The sequence below is a fragment of the Streptomyces sp. V3I8 genome (assembly GCF_030817535.1).
Lineage (GTDB): Bacteria > Actinomycetota > Actinomycetes > Streptomycetales > Streptomycetaceae > Streptomyces.
The window spans coordinates 1796626-1815664 of record NZ_JAUSZL010000002.1 but is presented as its reverse complement, the minus strand read 5'-3'; the positions used below and the strand labels follow the sequence as shown (position 1 = coordinate 1815664).

Below are 19039 nucleotides of genomic sequence, written 5' to 3'. Positions count from 1 at the left end.
CGCCTCCCCGGGAAGGGGACCGCGGCACCCGCTCCCCGCATCCCCACGGCGCCACCCGCACGGCCTTTCCCGTCCCGCCTCATCGATTGGCCTGCTCATGACCGAAACCGTCCCCACGGGGCCACCGATATCCCAGTCCGCCGACACCGAGGGGCGGATCGAACTCAGCCCCGGGGTTTTTCCCGCCGACAGCCCCTTCGCCAACGAGGATCTGCGTCCCGTCCCGGTCGCCGAGCGCACGTGGACGACGTACAACTTCGCGGCGCTGTGGATCTCCATGGCGCACTGCATCCCCAGCTGGACCCTGGCCTCCGGTCTGGTCGCCCTCGGCATGGACTGGAAGCAGGCCGTCTTCACGATCGCGCTGGCCAACGTCATCGTGCTGCTGCCGATGCTGGCCACCGGGCACGCGGGACCCAAGTACGGGATCCCCTTCCCCGTGCTGGCCCGGGCCTCCTTCGGGCTGCGCGGGGCCAACGTGCCGGCGCTCATCCGGGCGGCCGTGGCCTGCGGGTGGTTCGGCATCCAGACCTGGATCGGCGGCAGCGGCATCTTCGCCCTCGGGTCCAAGCTGACCGGCGGGGAGTGGGAGAAGGCAGGGCGGATCGCGGGCAACCCCTGGCCGCTGTGGCTGTGCTTCCTGCTCTTCTGGGCCGTGCAGATCGCGATCATCTACCGCGGAATGGACTTCCTGCGGCGCTTCGAGAACTGGGCCGCGCCCGTGGTGATCGTCGGTGCGTTCGCGCTGCTGATCTGGATCGCCGTCAAGGCCGACGGCTTCGGCGCGCTGCTCGACCAGCCCTCGGAGCTGGGCTGGGGCGCCGACTTCTGGCCGGTCTTCTTCCCGTCCCTGATGGGCATGATCGGCTTCTGGGCCACGCTGTCGCTCAACATCCCCGACTTCACCCGTTTCGGCGCCAGCCAGAAGGCACAGACCTGGGGGCAGAGTCTGGGGCTGCCGACGACGATGACGCTCTTCGCGATCCTCGCCGTGCTGGTCACCTCCGGCTCGGAGGCCGTCTACGGAGAGGCCATCTGGGACCCGGTGGCTCTGGCGGCCAAGACGGACAGCGCCTTCGGTCTGCTCTTCGCGCTCTTCATCGTGCTGATCGCCACGATCTCCGTGAACATCGCGGCGAACGTGGTCTCACCGGCGTACGACCTGTCCAACCTGGCGCCGAAGTTCATCAACTTCCGTACCGGCGCGCTGATCACGGGTGTCGTCGGCATCCTGATCTTCCCCTGGAAGCTGATCTCCACCCCGGAGTTCTACATCTTCACCTGGCTCGGGGTGGTCGGCGGTCTGCTCGGCACGGTCGCCGGCATCCTGATCGCCGACTACTGGATCGTCCGCCGTACGGTCCTGCACCTCGCGGACCTCTACACGCCCGGCGGACGCTACTGGTACACGAACGGCTGGAACTGGCGGGCGGTGCTGGCCTTCGTGGTCGGCGGAGTCCTGGCCGTCGGCGGCTCGTACTCGACCGTCGACGCCGAGGGGGCGAAGCTCGGCCCGTTCCCGGTCGACGGACTCGTCCCGTTCCTCAAGCCGCTCGCCGACTACGGATGGGCGGTCGGCGTCGCCTCGTCGCTCGTCCTGTACGTCGCGCTGATGGCGCCCCTGGCACGGGCCGAACGGGAGGAGTCCGCACGCGAAGTCGCCTGACGGCGGGCCGGCCGCGCCGGGCGCCGCCGTTACCGGACGGCCTCCAGCGCGGCCATCCCCTCCTTGGCGGCCTTGATGGCACCCTTGTTGATCTCGTCCGTACCGGGCGCCTTCCCGGTCTCGAAGTCACTGCCGTTGTACGTGACGACCACCAGGGCGTTGGACGCGCGGACGATCACCATGCCCTCACGGGTCTGCTGCTTCTTGTCGGTGGTGAGGTTCACGACCGAGTAGGCCTCGTCGCCGACGCCGGGGACCTCACCGCCGCCGCTCTTCTCCGTGGTGCGCTGCTTGTACGCGGCGAGGGCGGTCTCGTCGGACTTCTTGATCTCGTACGAGATGTCGAGCCAGCGGTAGTCGAAGTCCTTGAGCGCGTTCCAGGAACAGGTGCGGCGCAGGGACTCGTCGGTCGAGGGGATCTCCTTGCCGGCCGGCTTGGCGCCGGGCACCAGCGAGGCCACCGTCTTCTTCGTCACGCCCTCGCAGGGCGCGGGCGAGTCACGGTAGGTACGGCTGGCGGCGGCGGTCGCCGGTGCGGAGGGCGAGGCCGCGCCGTCGGGGGCGGACTTCTTCTCCGCGGCCGCGGGCGCGGCGAGCGGCCCGGACGACAGCGCCCAGCCCGCCGTGGCGAGCACGACGACCGGCGCCAGACGCGCGGCGAGGGTGAGCGGAAGGGAACGCACGGCGCACATTTCGTGGGGGACGGTGCGGAGGGCCCGCACGGCGGACGGGACGCCAGTGTCACACGAGTGGCTGTAGGGCGGAAGTGAGAACTCGCTCCGTGCCCGCGCGGTGACAGCAGCTACGGTTCCTGTCGGCCGGCGGCCGCACCGGCCGCACCGGTCGCTCCGGTCGCTCCGGGTACGGCGGGTGTGGCGGGTACGGCGGCTTCCAGGGGCAGCGCCCGCTCGATGCGGTCCACGGCCGTGAACGCGCCGTACGCGATCAGCCGCACCAGGCAGCGGTCCGTGTACGGCGGCTTCTTCCAGGCGGCCACGTCCTCGTCGGTGATCCGGTACGGAGCCAGCGCGGCCAGTATCGCCAGCCGGGCCCCGGGCCGGTCGGCGCGGTCGGGCAGGGCGTCCCACACCAGCGGCTGGTGCGTACCGTCCCAGAGCGCCACGGTCTGCCGTACGAGGGACCGGTCGGCCCCGGTGAGCAGTCCGGCGCCCGCGGTGGCCGCCGTCCGCAGTGCCGCGTACGCCGGGCCGACCGCCGTCCCGGCCGCCCAGTCCGGGCCGGGGCCCGCGTCGCCGTCGAGGAGGGCGAGGCTCGTGCCCGGGACGAGGCGCCGGCGCAGGGTCCTCGCCACGGAACGGCCGACGAGGGAGCGGACCGGCCTGAACCGCTGGACGTTGCCCGGCAGCAGGTTCTCGGTCAGCAGGGCCGAGACGATCCGGTTGATGAAGTGGAACGACAGGGCCGTGCCCACGTACGCGGCGGTGTGCCGGACGAAGAAGGGCGGCGGGGTGAGTTCCGGGCTGCCCGGGACGCGGGTCGCCTCGCCCCAGGCCACCATGCGCGCCTGCACCTCCTTCTCGGGGGTGCCGCCGCGGGCCAGGCGCTCGGCGAGGGCGTGGTCACCGGTGGCGTGCAGCAGGACGGTGTGCGCGTCCACGCAGAACGGGCACCTGTTGGCGCGGGACACCCCGAGGGCGGCCAGCTCCTTGCCGGTGCGGCTGCCGTCGCCCGCGAGCAGCGACTCGCGCATCAGCGCCCAGGTGGCGGCGAGCAGGTCGGGCGAGGAGGACAGGACGACGAAGGTCGGGGGAGCCTCGATCCCGAAGTCCCGCGCGATCTGCCGGTGGACCTCGGCGGTGCGGCCGGTGGCCGACCTGGGCGGCGGGGGCTCGGTGTGGCGGAAGGGCGTGGTCGTGAACGGCAGGGACATGAACGGCGCGGCCTTGGACTGCGCGGCCTTGGGCCGGGTGCTCCCGGACGGTGTGGTCATGGGATGAACCCTGGCGCGCGGAGGTGCCTTCACGCGTCGTACGGCGGGCGGCGGTCGCCGGTGCGCTGACGCGACCGCCCCGCACGTCCCGCTACTGCGGCGGGAGTAGTGCCGAGGTTGTCCACAGGGCTGACGCCCCTGTCGGTCCGGCGGTCTACGGTACGGACATGGACGCGGACCAGGTCACCCGCAAGCGGCTCGCCGACGTGGCGCTCGCCGTCGTGATCGGCGTCGTCACGGTGACCGCGGCGGCCTTCGACGAGGACACCACACCGCTCGACCAGGCCCTGATCGTGGCGGGTTCGCTCGCGCTGGCCGCGTACCGCACAGCGCCCCGCGCGGTGCTCGCCGTCACCACGGCGGCCCTGGGCGTCCATGTACTGCACGCCCAGCCCGGACCGTCGTCCGCCCTCCCCGTGCTGGCCGCCGTCCACACCGCCGCGCAGGCGGGACACCGCGGCGTGGGCGCGGCCGCCGGAGCCGTCCTCCTCGGCGCGTACCTCGCGGCGGGCCCCATGACGCACGGCACCGTCGAGCGGACCGCCCTGCTCGCGGGCTGGTTCCTGTGCGCCGTCGTCACGGGCCTCGCGGGCCGCAACTGGCAGGCGTACCTCCGCCAGACGGAACAGCGCGCCCTGGAGGCCGAGCGCACCCGCGAGGAGGCGGCCCTGCGCCGGGCCGGTGAGGAACGCCTGCGGATAGCCCGCGAGTTGCACGACTCCCTGACCCACAGCATCTCGATCGTCAAGCTCCAGGCGGGCGTCGCCGTCCACCTGGCGCGCAAGCGCGGCGAGGAGATACCCCCGGCCCTGCTCGCCATCCAGGAGGCCGGCGGGGAGGCCATGCGCGAACTGCGCGCCACCCTGGACGTGCTGCGCACCGACGAGCCGACGGGGACGCCCGCGCTGCTCGTGGAGCGCGCCCGCGCGGCGGGCCTCGCCGTCGACCTGACCGTGACGGGCCGCGAGCGCCCGCTGGCGGCGACCGTGGACCGGGCCGCGTACCGCATCGTCCAGGAAGCGCTCACGAACGCCGCCCGTCACGCCGGACCCGCCGAGGTCACCGTGCGACTCGACTACGGGGAGACCGAGTTGACGGTACGCGTCGACGACGACGGCTGCGCCGAGCCGTGCCGGCCGCCCGTCGAGGGCATCGGACTCACCGGCATGCGCGAACGGGTCACCGCGCTCGGCGGCACCCTGCACGCGGCGCCGCGTGAGGAAGGCGGCTTCCGGGTGCGGGCGGGCCTGCCGCTGGAGCACGCGTGATCCGCGTCGCGCTCATCGACGACCAGGCCCTCATGCGGGCCGGGTTCCGGGCCCTCCTGGAGGCCGAGGAGGGCATCGAGGTGGTCGGTGAGGCGGCCGACGGCGAGCAGGGGGTGGCGCTGGTGCGCGCACAGGTGCCGGACATCGCCCTCGTCGACGTCCAGATGCCGGTGATGACGGGCATCGAGGCGACCCGCCGGATCGCCGCCGACCCGCTGCTGTCCGGCGTGCGCGTGGTGATGCTGACCAACTACGGCCTCGACGAGTACGTCTTCGAGGCCCTGCGGGCCGGTGCCAGCGGCTTCCTGCTCAAGGACACCGAGCCGGCGGACCTGCTCCAGGCCATCGAGGTCGTCACGCGCGGCGAGGCCCTGCTGTCGCCGTCGGTCACCCGCACGCTGATCGGCGAGTTCGTGGCCCGGCCCCCCGACCGGGCGGCGGCGCCCGGCCTGGAGTGCCTCACCCGCCGCGAACGTGAGGTCACCGCGCTCGCCGCCCGCGGACTCACCAACGAGGAGATCGCCGCGCACATGGTCATCAGCCCCTTCACCGCCAAGACGCACATCAGCCGCGCGATGACCAAGCTCGGCGCCCGGGACCGCGCCCAACTGGTGGTGTTCGCCTACGAGTCGGGGCTGGTCACGGCGCGGGGGCGGGCGCAGTGAGCGGGCACGGCACAGCAGCGCCGGGGCGCGGTGGCACGTCGGCACGGGAGAGGCGGAGCGGCAGCCTCCGCCGAGGTCCTGTGTGATGATCGGCCCGTGAGTGCGACAAGCCCGGGGCCGTTCCGCAGCGCCGCCCTGTTCTGCCTGCTGGTGCTGACGGCGAACGGATGCGGCCTCTCCGCCGAGTTGGACCGCGAGGCCAACCCCGGCCGCACCCCCACGCCGACGCCGAGCCCGGCGGTGGTGAAACCGTCGCCCCCGCCCCCGGACGCGACCCCCGCGCCGTCCCCGTCCGTCCCCGGTCGGCAGGTGAAGGGCTGCCCGAAGTCCGGTCTGCGTTTCGCGGCCGACCGGGGCGATGCCGCGATGGGGCTGCGCGCCATGGGCCTCGACGTCACCAACTGCGGTGACCGTCCGTACACGTTGAACGGCTATCCGGCCGTCACCGTCCTCGACGGCTCGGGCGACCCGTTCCCCGGCGTGCGGACCGTCGAGGGCACGGACCAGGTGCCCATGGCACCGGAGGACCCCGGCCCCCGGCCGCTCACCCTCGCCCCCGGCCGGAGCGCGCACGCGGCCCTGTACTGGCGCATGCACAACACGCCCGGCGTGTACCTCCGCGTCGCCCCGCGACAGGGTGACACCACCGTGACCGTCCAGCCTCCGTACCCGCTCGACATCGGCCCCGAGAACGTGCTGGGGACGACGGCCTGGCAGCCCTCGCAAGCCCGCTAGCGGGGGCCTGCGTACCATCGCCGGACGCCCGCGGCGCGGTTCGCGGGCCCGCCCCGCCGTGAGGAGTCCTCCCGTGTTCACGACCCGCCCCACCCTTCAGGGCACCTTCGGAATGGTGTCCTCCACGCACTGGCTCGCCTCGCAGTCGGCGATGGCCGTGCTGGAGGACGGCGGCAACGCGTTCGACGCCGCCGTCGCCGCGGGATTCGTGCTGCACGTCGTCGAGCCGCACCTCAACGGGCCCGCCGGCGAGGTGCCGGTCCTCCTCGCCCCGGCCGGCGGCGAGGTGCGGGTGCTGTGCGGGCAGGGGGTGGCGCCGGCCGCGGCCACGGTCGCCCACTACCGGGGGCTCGGCCTGGACCTCGTGCCAGGCACCGGCCCCCTCGCGGCCGCCGTGCCCGGCGCCTTCGACGCGTGGATGCTGCTCCTGCGCGATCACGGCACGAAGTCCCTGGCGGACGTCCTGAAATACGCCGTCGGGTACGCCGAGGACGGGCACGCGCCCGTGGAGCGCGTCGGCGAGACCGTCGGGACGGTACGCGAGCTCTTCGCGACCGAGTGGACGTCGTCGGCCGAGGTGTACCTGCCCGGCGGGGAGCCCCCGCGGCCGGGCGAGCTGTTCCGCAACCCCGCCCTGGCGGCGACCTGGCGACGACTGATCGCGGAGGCCACGGAGGAGGCGGCGGCGGTCACGAAGACGGCGGCGGTCACGGAGGGGTCGACGCTCACGCAGACGTCCGGAGCCGCCCGGGAGCAGCGGGGCGCCCGGGAGACCGCGGCCCCGGCCGCCGGCGTCCGGGTCGCCGAGATCGAGGCCGCGCGGCGGATCTGGCGGGAGGGGTTCATCGCCGAGGCGCTCGTGCGGCAGGCGGGCCGGCCCACGCTGGACACCAGCGGTGAGCGTCACCGCGGCACGCTGACGGCGGCCGACCTGGCCGGGTGGTCGGCCACGTACGAGGCGCCGGCGACGTACGACTGGCGGGGCTGGACCCTGTGCAAGGCCGGGCCCTGGAGCCAGGGCCCGGTGCTGCTCCAGCAACTGGCCCTGCTGCCGCCCGAGCTGCCGCGGTACGGCTCCGCCGCGTACGTGCACCTGCTCATAGAGGGGTGCAAGCTCGCGATGGCCGACCGGGAGGCCTGGTACGGGGACACGGGCGAGGTGCCCCCGGCCGAGCTGCTGGCCGACCTGCTGTCGCAGGAGTACAACGCCGGGCGGCGGGCGCTGGTGGGGGAGAGGGCCTCGTACGAACTGCGGCCGGGCAGTCCCGGCGGGCGGGTCCCGCGGATCAGCGGGCACGCGCGCGCGGTGGCCGCCGGGGAGTACGTCGCGGGCCCGCCCGGGGCGCCGGGCGCGGGCGAACCCACCGTGGCGAAACCGCCGACGTCCCCCGTGCCCGGCGAACCGGAGGTCTCGGCGGACGGCGGAACCCGGGGCGACACCTGCCACCTCGACGTCGTCGACCGCTGGGGCAACATGGTGGCGGCCACGCCCAGCGGGGGCTGGCTGCAGTCCAACCCCGTCGTGCCCGAGCTGGGCTTCCCGCTCGGCACCCGGCTCCAGATGGCCCGGCTGGAGGAGGGGCTGCCCGACTCCCTTGCTCCGGGCCGCCGTCCGCGCACGACCCTCACGCCGTCGCTCGCGCTGCGGGACGGGGTCCCCGTCATGGCGTTCGGCACGCCCGGCGGCGACCAGCAGGACCAGTGGCAGCTGCACTTCTTCCTGGCCGTCGCCCTGCGCGCGCAGGTGCGCGGGGGCTTGGACCTGCAGGGCGCGATCGACGCCCCGAACTGGCACAACGACAGCTTCCCCGGCTCCTTCCACCCGCGCGGCATGCGCCCCGGCAGTGTGACCGTCGAGTCCCGCACGGACCCCGGGGTCGTCGGGGAACTGCGGCGCCGCGGCCACGACGTCCAGATCGGCGAGGCCTGGTCGGAGGGGCGGCTGTGCGCGGTGGCACGGGACCCGCGGACCGGAGTGCTGTCGGCGGCGGCGAATCCGCGCGGGATGCAGGGGTACGCGGTCGGCCGCTGACCCGGGACCCGTCCGGCCGGCCCGGGCCCCCAGGTGCCCCAGGACCCCGCAGGCGACCCGGGAGCCACCGGACGGTCACGCTCCGCAGTGCCCGAACGTTCGTTGTTCATGCGGATTCCACCCGTGATGCACCCGCCGGGCGGGGATTGTCAGTGCCGCGTGCTCTCATGGAGGCATGATCGAACACATGGAAACCATCGACGAGTTTCTCGCACACCGCACCGCCGACGTCGAGGCGGCGATCCGCAGGGCGGCCGCCACCGAGATCATGCCGCGCTTCCGGCAGCTCGCGGCGCACGAGGTGGACCAGAAGAGCGGCCCGCACGACCTGGTCACGGACGCCGACCGCAAGGCCGAGCTGTACCTCACCGAGGTGCTGGGCAAGCTGCTGCCCGGCTCGGTCGTGGTCGGCGAGGAAGCGGTCCACGCCGACCCGGCGACGTACGGGGCGATCCAGGGCGACGCGCCCGTCTGGATAGTCGACCCGGTCGACGGCACCCGCCAGTTCGTGCACGGCGACCCCGGTTTCTGCACACTGGTCGCGCTCGTGCGGCACGGAGTCCTGCTGGCGTCCTGGACGTACGCGCCGGCCCGCGACCAACTCGCCGTCGCCGTACGGGGCCGGGGAGCCCTGCTCGACGGTGTGCCGCTGCGCGCCGGTTCACCCGCCCCCGGCGCCGTTCTCGAAGTCGCCACGTCCCACCCGGACTACACGACGGACGACCAGAAGCACGCGCTCCTCGGCCTGCGCACGGACGGCGTCGCCCCGCGGCCCTGCGGCTCGGCCGGTCTGGAGTACCTGGCCGTCGCGCGCGGCAAGTTGGACGCCACCGCGTTCTCCTGGGAGGCCGCCTGGGACCACGCGGCGGGGATCCTGCTCGTCGAGGAGGCGGGCGGCGTGCACCTGACGCTCTCGGGGGAGCCGTTCCGCACGACCGGCGGCAACACGCTCCCGTTCACGGCGGCACGCGACGCGGCCACGGCCCGCCGCGTGGTGGAGCTGCTGTCGCAGGGCGACGCCTGAGCGCGGCGCCGGGAGGTGTCCGGCGCCCGGTGGTGCGGGGCCGCGGCAGGTCCGCCCGGCGCCCGGCATATCCTGACACCCAGTGGCCACCGGCTGACAAAGGAGTCCGAAGGTGCCGTCGATGCTCGATGCCGTCGTGGTGGGTGCGGGACCGAACGGACTGACCGCTGCCGTGGAGCTGGCCCGCCGCGGCTTCTCCGTGGCCGTCTTCGAAGCCCGCGACACCGTCGGGGGAGGCGCCCGCACCGAGGAGCTGACCCTGCCCGGCTTCCGGCACGACCCGTGCTCGGCCGCGCACCCCCTGGGCATCAACTCGCCCGCCTTCCGGGCGATGCCCCTGGCCCGGTACGGACTGGACTGGCTCCAGCCCGAACTGCCCATGGCGCACCCCTTCCTGGACGGCACGGCCGCCGTGCTCTCGCGGTCCGTGGCCGAGACGGCCGCCTCGTTCGGACCGCGCGACGCGGGCACGTACCGCAGGCTGGTGGAGCCCTTCACCCACCGGTGGGACGACCTGGTACGGGACTTCATGGCGCTGCCGCTCAGCGCGCTGCCCCGCGACCCGGTCACCCTCGCCCGGTTCGGCCTGGCCGGCCTGCCGCCCGCGACCTGGCTGATGCGGCGGTTCCGCGACGAGCGGGCCAGGACCCTGTTCGCGGGGCTGGTCGCGCACGTCATGGCCCCGCTGGGCGGCTTCGCCACCGGCGCCGTCGGCCTCGTCTTCGCACTGGCCGCGCACGCGCGCGGCTGGCCCGTCGCCCGCGGCGGTTCCCAGGCCATCTCGGACGCGCTGACCGCGTACCTCAAGGACCTGGGCGGGGCCGTCCACACCGACTACGAGGTCAAGCGCCTCGACGACCTGCCGCCCGCGCGCGCGTACGTCTTCGACACCTCACCCACCGCGCTGAGCCGTATCGCGGGCTTCGGGCGCTACTACGAGCACTACCGCTACGGATCGGGCGTCTTCAAGATCGACTACGCCCTCGACGGGCCGGTGCCGTGGACCGCCGAGGAGGCCCGCCGGGCCGGCACCGTGCAGATCGGCGCGGACAGCGGGGAGATCGGCGCCGCCCTGCGCGCGGCCTCAAAGGAAGGGCGGGCGCCCGACGCGCCGTTCCTGATCACCGTGCAGCCCAGTGTCGTGGACCCGTCCAGGGCGCCGGAGGGCAAGCACGTGTTCTGGGCGTACGCGCACGTCCCGAGCGGCTGGACCGGGGACCTCACGGACACCGTCGAGCGCCAGCTGGAGCGGTTCGCACCCGGCTTCCGCGACCGTGTCCTCGCCCGCGCCACGGCCGGCCCGCCCGAACTCGCCGCCCGCAACGCCAACTACGTGGGCGGTGACATCGGCTGCGGCGCGGCCTCCGGCCTGCAGCTCCTGCTGCGCCCCCGGCTGTCGCTGTTCCCGTACGACACCCCGCACCCGGCGGTGTTCATCTGCTCCTCGGCCACCCCGCCCGGCCCCGGCGTGCACGGCATGTCGGGGCACAACGCCGCGAAGGCCGTATGGAAGAGGCTGCGCCGCTCATGACCACGATCGAACTCGTCCGGGGCGACATCACCCTGCAGAGCGTGGACGCCGTCGTCAACGCGGCGAACTCCTCGCTGCTGGGCGGCGGAGGCGTGGACGGCGCCATCCACCGGCGCGGCGGCCCCGAGATCCTGGCCGAATGCCGCAAGCTCCGCGCCTCGCACTACGGAAAGGGCCTGCGCACGGGCCAGGCGGTCGCCACCACCGCCGGCCGGCTGGACGCGCGCTGGGTGATCCACACCGTGGGCCCCGTCTTCAGCGGCAGCGAGGACCGGTCCGAGCTGCTGGCCTCCTGCTACCGGGAATCGCTGCGCGTCGCCGACGAACTGGGCGCGCGGACCGTCGCGTTCCCGGCCGTCTCCGCCGGCATCTACGGATGGCCGATGGACGACGCCGCCCGTATCGCGGTCGGGACGGTGCGGGACACGAGGACGGCGGTGACCGAGGTCAGATTCGTCCTCTTCGACGAGCAGGCGTACGAGGCGTTCGCGGCGCAGGCCGGCTGATCCGGCCGGGTGAGCAGTCCGCCGGAGCCCTCAGGAACACACAGAGTTCGACACGGTCATTGCTCCCGTTGTGTTCGGGTCCTAGGGTTTTCCATGGCTCACCAGGTGTCTTCGTGCTCAGCAGCCGCACTCCACCCCTCAGTTCGCGCACCCCACGGTCGTACCGAGGAAGGCCACCGCCATGCCGCTTCCGCACCCGCACCTGCCTCCCGTCAGCCGCCGCCGGCTCCTCGAAGGAGGGGCCGCCTTCCTGGGCGCCCTCGCGCTGCCGGGGTCGTCCCCCCTGGCCCACGCGGCCGGCCGGCCCACCGCGGCGGACGGCTCCCCGGAGTGGAACGGCGCCATCGACGTCTACGAGGTCGGCAGCGAGCCGCCGCACACCACGCTCACGCCGTACGCGGACGTCGCACAGGCGCTGGACGGCGACCGCGACCGCTCGCCGTACCGGATGAGCCTCGACGGAAGATGGAAGTTCGCCTACGCCGACCGCCCCGACGACCGGGACCCCGACTTCCACCGCACCGACCTCGACGACAGCTCCTGGGACACCGTCCCCGTCCCCTCCGCCTGGCAGCTGCACGGCCACGACTTCCCGATCTACATCAACATCACGTACCCCTACTGGGGTCCCAACGGACTGGGGGAGGAGCCGCAGCCGCCGGCCGCCCCGACCCGCTACAACCCCGTGGGCCAGTACAGACGCACCTTCACCGTGCCGAAGGGATGGTCCGGGCGACGGACCTTCCTGCACTTCGAGGGGGTCAAGTCCGCCCACTACGTGTGGATCAACGGCCACCCGGTCGGCTACCGCGAGGACTCGTACACCCCCGCCGAGTACGACATCACCCCGCACCTCGAGGCCGGCGCCAACCAGATCGCGGTGGAGGTGTACCGCTACTCGGACGGCGACTGGCTGGAGGACCAGGACATGATCCGGCTGAGCGGCATCTTCCGCTCGGTCCACCTCTTCTCCACCCCGGCCGTGCACCTGCGCGACTTCAAGCTGGACACCCCGCTGAGCGACGGCTACGAGGCCGCCGAGCTGGCGGTGACCGCGAGCGTGCGCGACTACGGCGGCGGCCCGTACTCCGGCGGGGACGGCACGTACGCCGTCGAGACGCAGCTCTACGACGCGCGCGGGCACGCCGTCTGGCCCCGGCCGTTGCGCCGGGCCGTCGACCTCGGCTCGGCCCCGGCCGGCGAGGACGTGACCGTACGGGCCGCCGGAGCCGTGCCCGCGCCGAAACTGTGGTCGGCCGAGGACCCGTACCTCTACACGGCCGTGCTGCGGCTGCGCGACCCGGCGGGCGAGGTCGTCGAGACGCTCTCGCACCGCGTCGGCCTGCGCGAGTTCGCGCTGAAGGACGGGCTGATGCGCATCAACGGCCGGCCCGTCTCCCTGCGCGGCACCAACCGCCACGAGATGCACCCCGACCGCGGCACCGCGCTCACCCGCGCCGACCTGGTCCGGGACATCGAGATCATCAAGCGGACGAACATCAACACCGTCCGCACCTCGCACTACCCGAACAACACGCTCTGGTACGAACTCGCCGACGAGTACGGCCTGTACCTCGTGGACGAGACCAACCTGGAGACCCACGGCATCCGCGACGCGTACCCGGGCGACCACGCCGACTGGAGCAGGGCCTGCGTGGCCCGCGCCCGGAACATGGTCCACCGCGACAAGAACCACGCCTCGGTCGTCATCTGGTCGCTCGGCAACGAGGCCGGCGGCGGCAGCACCTTCGTCGCCATGCACGACTGGATCCGCTCGTACGACCCGACCCGCGTCATCCAGTACGAGGGCGACGACCGGCCGGGGATCAGCGACATCCGCTCGCAGATGTACGAGAGCCCCTCACGCGTCGAGGCCCGCGCCGGGGACACCTCGGACAGGCGCCCGTACGTCATGATCGAGTACGCGCACTCGATGGGGAACTCGACCGGCAACCTCAAGAAGTACTGGGACGTCGTCCGCCGCCACGACGTGCTGCAGGGCGGCTGGATCTGGGACTTCGTCGACCAGTCGCTGACCACGCCGACCCCGGCGCGCGTCCTGTTCACCGAAGAGGGGCCCGGCGCGCTGCGCGGCGAGATCCAGGCCGGCGGCGCGACCTTCGACCGCGCGAAGGGAGTGTCCGGCAGCACCGTCTTCGCCCGCGACCCCGGCCTCGACCTCACCGGCTCCCTGACCCTGGAGGCCTGGGTCACCCCGCACGTCACCGGCTACCACCAGCCGCTCCTCGCCAAGGGCGACACCCAGTACGCCCTGAAGCAGACCGACCGGACCCTGGAGTTCTTCATCCACGGCGACGGCCGGTGGGTGGCCGCGGACTGGCCGCTGCCGGACGACTGGACCGGCAGGGAGCACCACGTCGCGGGCGTCTTCGACGCGGCGGCGGGCACGCTCGCCCTGTACGTGGACGGCACGCTCAGGGCCACCCGGACGACGACCCGGCGCCCCGCCGTCAACACCGCGCCGCTCTCGCTCGCCACGGACGTCGACAACCCCACCCGGGAGTTCAGCGGCACGATCCGGCGGGCACGCGTCCACGCCCGCGCGCTGTCCGCGGCCGAACTCGTCTCGGACGGGCGCGGCCCCGGCGACGACGGCGTGCGGTTCTGGTTCGACGCGGCCACCGTCGGGGTGACGCGGAAGCGGGCGGAGGAGCGCACGTTCTTCGCGTACGGCGGCGACTGGGGCGACCACCCGAACGACGGGGCGTTCGTCGCGGACGGCATCGTCACCGCCGACCGCGCACACACCGGCAAGGCCGCCGAGGTCAAACAGGTCTACCAGGCGATCAACGCCGCACCGGCGTCCGGCGACTCCCTCGCCGCCGGGGCCGCGGTCACCCTCACCAACGAGTACCTGTTCACGAACCTCCGCGAGTTCGACGGCAATTGGTCCCTGGTCGCCGACGGCAGGACCGTGCAGCGCGGCAGGCTGAGCCGCGCCCAGCTGGACGTGCCGCCGCTCAGCGGCAAGGACGTCACCGTGCCGTTCCGGCCGCCGGCCCGTCCGGCGCCCGGCACGGAGTACTTCCTGCAGCTGTCCTTCACCACCAGGGAACGCACCAGGTGGGCGGCGGCCGGCTTCGAGGTGGCCAAGCAGCAGCTCCCCGTCGACGCGGGCAGCCCCGCCGTACGGCCCGTCCCGCTGTCACGCGTACCCGCGCTGCGTCACCGGGACGACGGGCGGTCCGTGAAGGTCAGGGGCGAGGACTTCTCCGTGACCGTCGACCGGGGCACCGGCCTCCTCACGTCGTACGAGGTCCGCGGCGCCCGGCTGATCACCTCCGGGCCGGTGCCGAACTTCTGGCGGGCACCGACCGACAACGACCGGGGCAACGGCCAGCACGTCCGCAACCAGACCTGGCGCGACGCCGGGACCCGGCGCGAGGTGACGGACGTGGGCGTGCGGGCCCTGCGCGACCGGGCCGTCCGCATCGAGGTCGCCGGAACCCTGCCCACCACCACCGAATCGGCGTACACCACCACGTACACGGTCTTCGGCAACGGCGAGATCAGGGTCGACAACACCCTGCACCCGGGCGCGGCGGACCTGCCCTACATCCCGGAGGTCGGCACCCTGCTGTTCCTGCCGGGCCGCCTCGAGCACCTGCACCACCACGGCCGCGGCCCCGAGGAGAACCACTGGGACCGCAACACCGGAACCGACGTGGGGCTGTACTCCGGGACCGTGGCCGGGCAGTGGACGCCGTACATCCGGCCGCAGGAGAACGGGAACAGGACCGACGTCCGCTGGGCCGCCCTGACCGACCGCTCCGGCGCCGGGCTGCTGGTCTGCGGTGAACCGCTCATCGAGGTCAACGCCTCCCACTTCACGCCCGAGGACCTGTCCGTCGGTACGCGCCACGACTACCAGCTGACCCCGCGGGACGAGGTCGTGCTGCGGGTGAACCACCGGCAGATGGGTGTGGGCGGCGACAACAGCTGGGGCGCACACACGCACGACGAGTACAAGCTCCCCGCCGGCCGGGACTACTCCTACACGTACCGGCTGCGCCCCCTGACCGACGTCGGCCGGGCGACGGAGGCCTCGCGGCGGCCCACGGCCCAGGAGTAGCCCCACCGGTCCGTTCCGCGCGGTCCGTCCGGACCGACCAGATGTCGGTTTTCCGCCAGCCATCGCCCTGACCGAGGGCGATGCTGGTGGGCATGGAGAACGGGATGCACACCGAGACCGAGCGCTGTGTACGCGCCGTCCAGTCCAAGGACGCCCGCTTCGACGGCTGGTTCTTCACGGCGGTCCTGACCACGCGGATCTACTGCCGGCCCAGCTGCCCCGTCGTGCCGCCGAAGCCGCAGAACATGACGTTCTACCCGAGCGCCGCCGCCTGCCAGCAGGCCGGCTTCCGGGCGTGCAAGCGCTGCCGCCCCGACACCAGCCCGGGCTCGCCCGAGTGGAACCGGCGGGCCGACCTGGTGGCCCGCGCCATGCGGCTGATCGCCGACGGGACCGTGGACCGCGAGGGCGTACCGGGGCTCGCGACCCGCCTCGGCTACAGCACCCGGCAGATCGAGCGCCAGCTCCTCGCAGAACTGGGGGCGGGACCCCTCGCCCTGGCCCGCGCCCAGCGCGCCCAGACGGCACGGCTGCTCATCGAGACGACCGCGCTGCCGATGGCCGAGATCGCCTTCGCGGCGGGCTTCTCCTCGATCCGCACCTTCAACGACACGGTCCGCGAGGTCTTCGCCCTCGCCCCCGGCGAACTGCGCGCCAGGGCACCCAGGAGGGGCTCCCGCTCCACCGGCACACCCGGGGTGCTGACCCTGCGGCTCCCCTTCCGGGCCCCGCTCAACCCCGACAACCTCTTCGGCCACCTCGCCGCCACCGCCGTACCCGGGGTGGAGGAGTGGCGCGACGGCGCGTACCGGCGGACCCTGCGTCTGCCGTACGCCCCCGGTGTCGTCGCGCTCACCCCGGGGCCCGAGCACATCGGCTGCCGGCTCACGCTCGGCGACCTGCGCGACCTGACCGTCGCCATCAGCCGCTGCCGCCGCCTGCTCGACCTGGACGCGGACCCTGTCGCGGTCGACGACCGGCTGCGCAGGGATCCGGCGCTGGCGCCGCTCGTCGACAAGGCGCCGGGCCGCCGGGTGCCGCGCACGGTCGACGAGGCCGAGTTCGCGGTGCGGGCCGTGCTGGGCCAGCAGGTGTCCACGGCGGCGGCCCGTACGCACGCGGCCCGCCTGGTCACGGCCCACGGGGAGCCGGTCGACGACCCCGAGGGCGGTCTCACCCACCTCTTCCCGTCGGTCGAGGCGCTCGCGGCGCTGGACCCCGGGACTCTGGCGATGCCGGCCACCCGCCGGACCACCCTCACCACGCTGGTGGCCCGGCTGGCGGACGGCACGGTCAACCTGGGCGTCGAGCAGGACTGGACGGAGACCAGGGCGCGGCTGCTCGCCCTGCCCGGGTTCGGGCCCTGGACCGTCGAGGCCGTCGCGATGCGTGCCCTCGGCGACCCGGACGCGTTCCCGGTCACCGACCTCGGAGTCCGGTACGCCGCGCGGGACCTGGGCCTGCCGACCACCCCCGCCGCACTGACGGCGCGTGCCGAGGACTGGCGCCCCTGGCGCGCGTACGCCGTCCAGTACCTCTGGGCGACGAGCACCCACCCGGTCAACTTCCTCCCCGGACACGTGACCCACGCACCGAAGGACTCGAAGTGAAACAGCACACCGTCATCGACAGCCCGTACGGCCCGCTCACACTCGTCGCCACCGACGGCGTCCTCTCCGGGCTCTACATGACCGGCCAGCGCCACCGCCCGCCCGAGGAGACCTTCGGCGACCCGGACGACACGCCGTTCGCCGAGGCGACCGAAGAACTGGCGGCCTATTTCGCGGGCGAGTCGAAGGACTTCTCGGTCCGGCTCCACCTGCACGGCACCCCGTTCCAGCGCTCGGTCTGGGCGGAACTGCGCCGCATCCCGTACGGCGAGACCCGCACGTACGGCCAACTCGCGGACACCCTCGGCAACCCCGGCGCATCCCGGGCGGTGGGCCTCGCCAACGGCAGGAACCCGCTGGGCATCATCGTGCCCTGCCACCGGGTGGTGGGCGCGGACGGCAGCCTCACGGGCTACGGCGGCGGCCTGGCACGCAAGCAGCGGCTGCTGGACTTCGAGCGGGGGGAGGGAGCCGCGGCGCTGTTCTGACACCGGCCGCCGTCACGGGCCGGCCCGGTCCGCGCACCACCCGGTCAGGCGGCCAGCTCCCGCAGCAGCCGGGGCAGACTCGTGCCGATCGGTTCCCGGATCACCTCGTCGGCGCGGTCGTCGTACGGGGTCGGCTCGGCGTTGACCACGACGAGGCGGGCCCCGTAATCGGCCGCGACGCCGGCGAGGCCCGCGGCGGGTTCCACCTGGAGGCTGGTGCCGACGGCGACGAACACCTGGCACGCCTTGGCGACGGCGAGCGCGTCCCCCAGCACCACCGGGTCGAGCCGCTCACCGAACATGACGGTCGCCGGCTTGAGGATCCCGCCGCACTCCAGGCAGGGCGGATCCGCCTCCCCGGCGTCGACCCGGGCCAGGACGTCCTCCATCGGCCCGCGCACATGACATCGCGTACACACCACACCGTGCGCGCTGCCGTGCAGTTCGAGGACCTTGCGGGCGGACAGCCCGGCGAGCTGGTGCAGCCCGTCCACGTTCTGCGTGATCACCCGCACCGGCACCCCGGCCCGCTCCAGCTCGGCCACCGCCCGGTGCGCCGCGTTCGGCTCCGCCCGCAGGGTCCCGCTCTCGCGGCGCATCCGCCACGAGCGGCGCCGGATCTCCGGATCACCCATGTAGTACTCGTACGTGACGAGCTTCTGGGCTTTTGGATCGCGCCGCCACACACCGTTCGGGCCGTGGTAGTCGGGGATGCCGGAATCGGTGGAGACACCGGCGCCACTCAGGACGGCGACCAGGGGCTTGCTCATGGGCCGAGCGTAGGGCGCACGCCTCCGCGGGGCTAACGGATATCGGCCCGGTGGCCGTTCTCCAGCTCCACCGTCCCGGTGCCCTGCGCGAGCGCGTCCAGTGCGGCGGCCACGCGGCGGCCCAGGGAGCCGAAGAGGTACCGGGGGAGCTCCTCGCGCGGGACCAGTCGCCAGGACAGCAGTTCCGACTCCTGGAGGCGGATCGACGTGAACTGGTCCTCGGTCAGGACTCCGCCGTCGTACAGGTAGGCGACGCCCGGAGGGTGCCCGGTGCCCGGCACCCAGTCCACCGCGAGCAGCCGGCCGAGCGGGATGTCCAGGCCGATCTCCTCCAGGGTCTCCCGGTGGGCCCCCTGCCGCGGGGTCTCGCCCTCGTCCGATTCCACGGTCCCGCCCGGCAGCGCCCAGCCCTCGCGGTAGTTGGGCTCGACGAGCAGCACACGGCCCTCGGTGTCACGGAAGAGCGCGGCGGCGCCGAGGAGCACACGCGGGAGGCCCGCGATGTACGTGGCGAAGTCAAGGGTCGTCATCGGGCCAGCGTAACGAGATCGAGCGGCGGTTCCGCACGAGCGTCAACGCGCGACGTACTTACACCCGGTGTGCCGAATTCCTGCCGGTCCGGCCTGCTTTCCGTGCTTCCGGCCATACTTTCGGTACCGCGCCACATGAGAAGCTCGTCGGGTTTTACCCGCATTAATAT

The 19039-nt window shown here is 73.4% G+C and carries 15 protein-coding genes; 11 read left to right on the top strand and 4 right to left on the bottom strand.

The genetic code is table 11. The annotated features are described in order from the left end of the window. Positions 1 to 97: 97 nt before the first annotated feature. Positions 98 to 1666 (top strand): NCS1 family nucleobase:cation symporter-1, encoded by a 1569-nt coding sequence (locus tag QFZ75_RS07965; protein WP_307535028.1) that lies wholly within the window; start codon positions 98 to 100, stop codon positions 1664 to 1666. Between the two features lie 29 nt (positions 1667 to 1695). Here the strand turns inward: QFZ75_RS07965 and QFZ75_RS07960 are convergent, their stop codons facing one another. Together QFZ75_RS07960 and QFZ75_RS07955 are read right to left on the bottom strand one after the other, a co-directional pair. Next, complete coding sequence (locus QFZ75_RS07960) at positions 1696 to 2358, bottom strand: hypothetical protein (RefSeq protein ID WP_307535026.1); 663 nt, start codon at positions 2356 to 2358, stop codon at positions 1696 to 1698. Positions 2359 to 2468: 110 nt separating this feature from the next. Further along, complete coding sequence (locus tag QFZ75_RS07955; protein ID WP_307544295.1) at positions 2469 to 3557, bottom strand: carboxymuconolactone decarboxylase family protein; 1089 nt, start codon at positions 3555 to 3557, stop codon at positions 2469 to 2471. A gap of 227 nt (positions 3558 to 3784) precedes the next feature. Between QFZ75_RS07955 and QFZ75_RS07950 the strand changes: the two genes are divergently transcribed. From QFZ75_RS07950 to QFZ75_RS07905, 10 genes are all read left to right on the top strand, one after another. Beyond that, positions 3785 to 4885, top strand: coding sequence for a sensor histidine kinase (locus tag QFZ75_RS07950; RefSeq protein ID WP_307535025.1), 1101 nt, complete (start codon positions 3785 to 3787; stop codon positions 4883 to 4885). Then, a complete protein-coding gene (locus tag QFZ75_RS07945) occupies positions 4882 to 5550 on the top strand; it encodes a response regulator transcription factor (RefSeq protein WP_307535023.1) in 669 nt (222 codons plus the stop codon). Before QFZ75_RS07950 ends, QFZ75_RS07945 begins: the two co-directional genes overlap by 4 nt. Positions 5551 to 5646: 96 nt before the next feature. Next, on the top strand, positions 5647 to 6285 hold the full coding sequence (locus QFZ75_RS07940; protein WP_307535021.1) for a DUF4232 domain-containing protein: 639 nt from the start codon (positions 5647 to 5649) through the stop codon (positions 6283 to 6285). 73 nt (positions 6286 to 6358) lie between these two features. Continuing rightward, positions 6359 to 8317 carry a gamma-glutamyltransferase family protein gene (locus QFZ75_RS07935; RefSeq protein ID WP_307535019.1) on the top strand — a complete coding sequence of 653 codons (1959 nt, stop codon included), beginning with the start codon at positions 6359 to 6361 and terminating at the stop codon, positions 8315 to 8317. Between the two features lie 175 nt (positions 8318 to 8492). Continuing rightward, positions 8493 to 9341, top strand: a complete 849-nt coding sequence (locus tag QFZ75_RS07930; RefSeq protein ID WP_307535017.1) for an inositol monophosphatase family protein — start codon at positions 8493 to 8495, stop codon at positions 9339 to 9341. A gap of 121 nt (positions 9342 to 9462) precedes the next feature. Then, the gene (locus tag QFZ75_RS07925) at positions 9463 to 10872 is read left to right on the top strand and encodes an NAD(P)/FAD-dependent oxidoreductase (RefSeq protein ID WP_307544293.1); all 1410 of its coding nucleotides are present in this window, start codon (positions 9463 to 9465) and stop codon (positions 10870 to 10872) included. Continuing rightward, entirely contained in the window at positions 10869 to 11378 is a 510-nt protein-coding gene (locus QFZ75_RS07920) for an O-acetyl-ADP-ribose deacetylase (protein WP_307535015.1), read from the top strand. The genes QFZ75_RS07925 and QFZ75_RS07920 overlap by 4 nt, the downstream gene beginning before the upstream one ends. Before the next feature lie 181 nt (positions 11379 to 11559). Beyond that, a complete protein-coding gene (locus tag QFZ75_RS07915; RefSeq protein ID WP_307535014.1) occupies positions 11560 to 15471 on the top strand; it encodes a glycoside hydrolase family 2 TIM barrel-domain containing protein in 3912 nt (1303 codons plus the stop codon). Positions 15472 to 15575: 104 nt separating this feature from the next. Next, positions 15576 to 17081: an AlkA N-terminal domain-containing protein gene (locus QFZ75_RS07910; RefSeq protein WP_307535012.1), complete on the top strand. Its 1506-nt coding sequence runs from the start codon at positions 15576 to 15578 to the stop codon at positions 17079 to 17081. Continuing rightward, the gene (locus QFZ75_RS07905; RefSeq protein ID WP_307535011.1) at positions 17078 to 17569 is read left to right on the top strand and encodes a methylated-DNA--[protein]-cysteine S-methyltransferase; all 492 of its coding nucleotides are present in this window, start codon (positions 17078 to 17080) and stop codon (positions 17567 to 17569) included. The genes QFZ75_RS07910 and QFZ75_RS07905 overlap by 4 nt, the downstream gene beginning before the upstream one ends. 44 nt (positions 17570 to 17613) lie before the next feature. Here QFZ75_RS07905 and QFZ75_RS07900 read toward each other — a convergent pair whose 3' ends face one another. Then, on the bottom strand, positions 17614 to 18339 hold the full coding sequence (locus QFZ75_RS07900; protein WP_307535008.1) for a Sir2 family NAD-dependent protein deacetylase: 726 nt from the start codon (positions 18337 to 18339) through the stop codon (positions 17614 to 17616). A 32-nt stretch (positions 18340 to 18371) separates the two neighbouring features. Next, positions 18372 to 18869: an NUDIX hydrolase gene (locus tag QFZ75_RS07895; protein WP_307535007.1), complete on the bottom strand. Its 498-nt coding sequence runs from the start codon at positions 18867 to 18869 to the stop codon at positions 18372 to 18374. Positions 18870 to 19039: the final 170 nt, after the last annotated feature.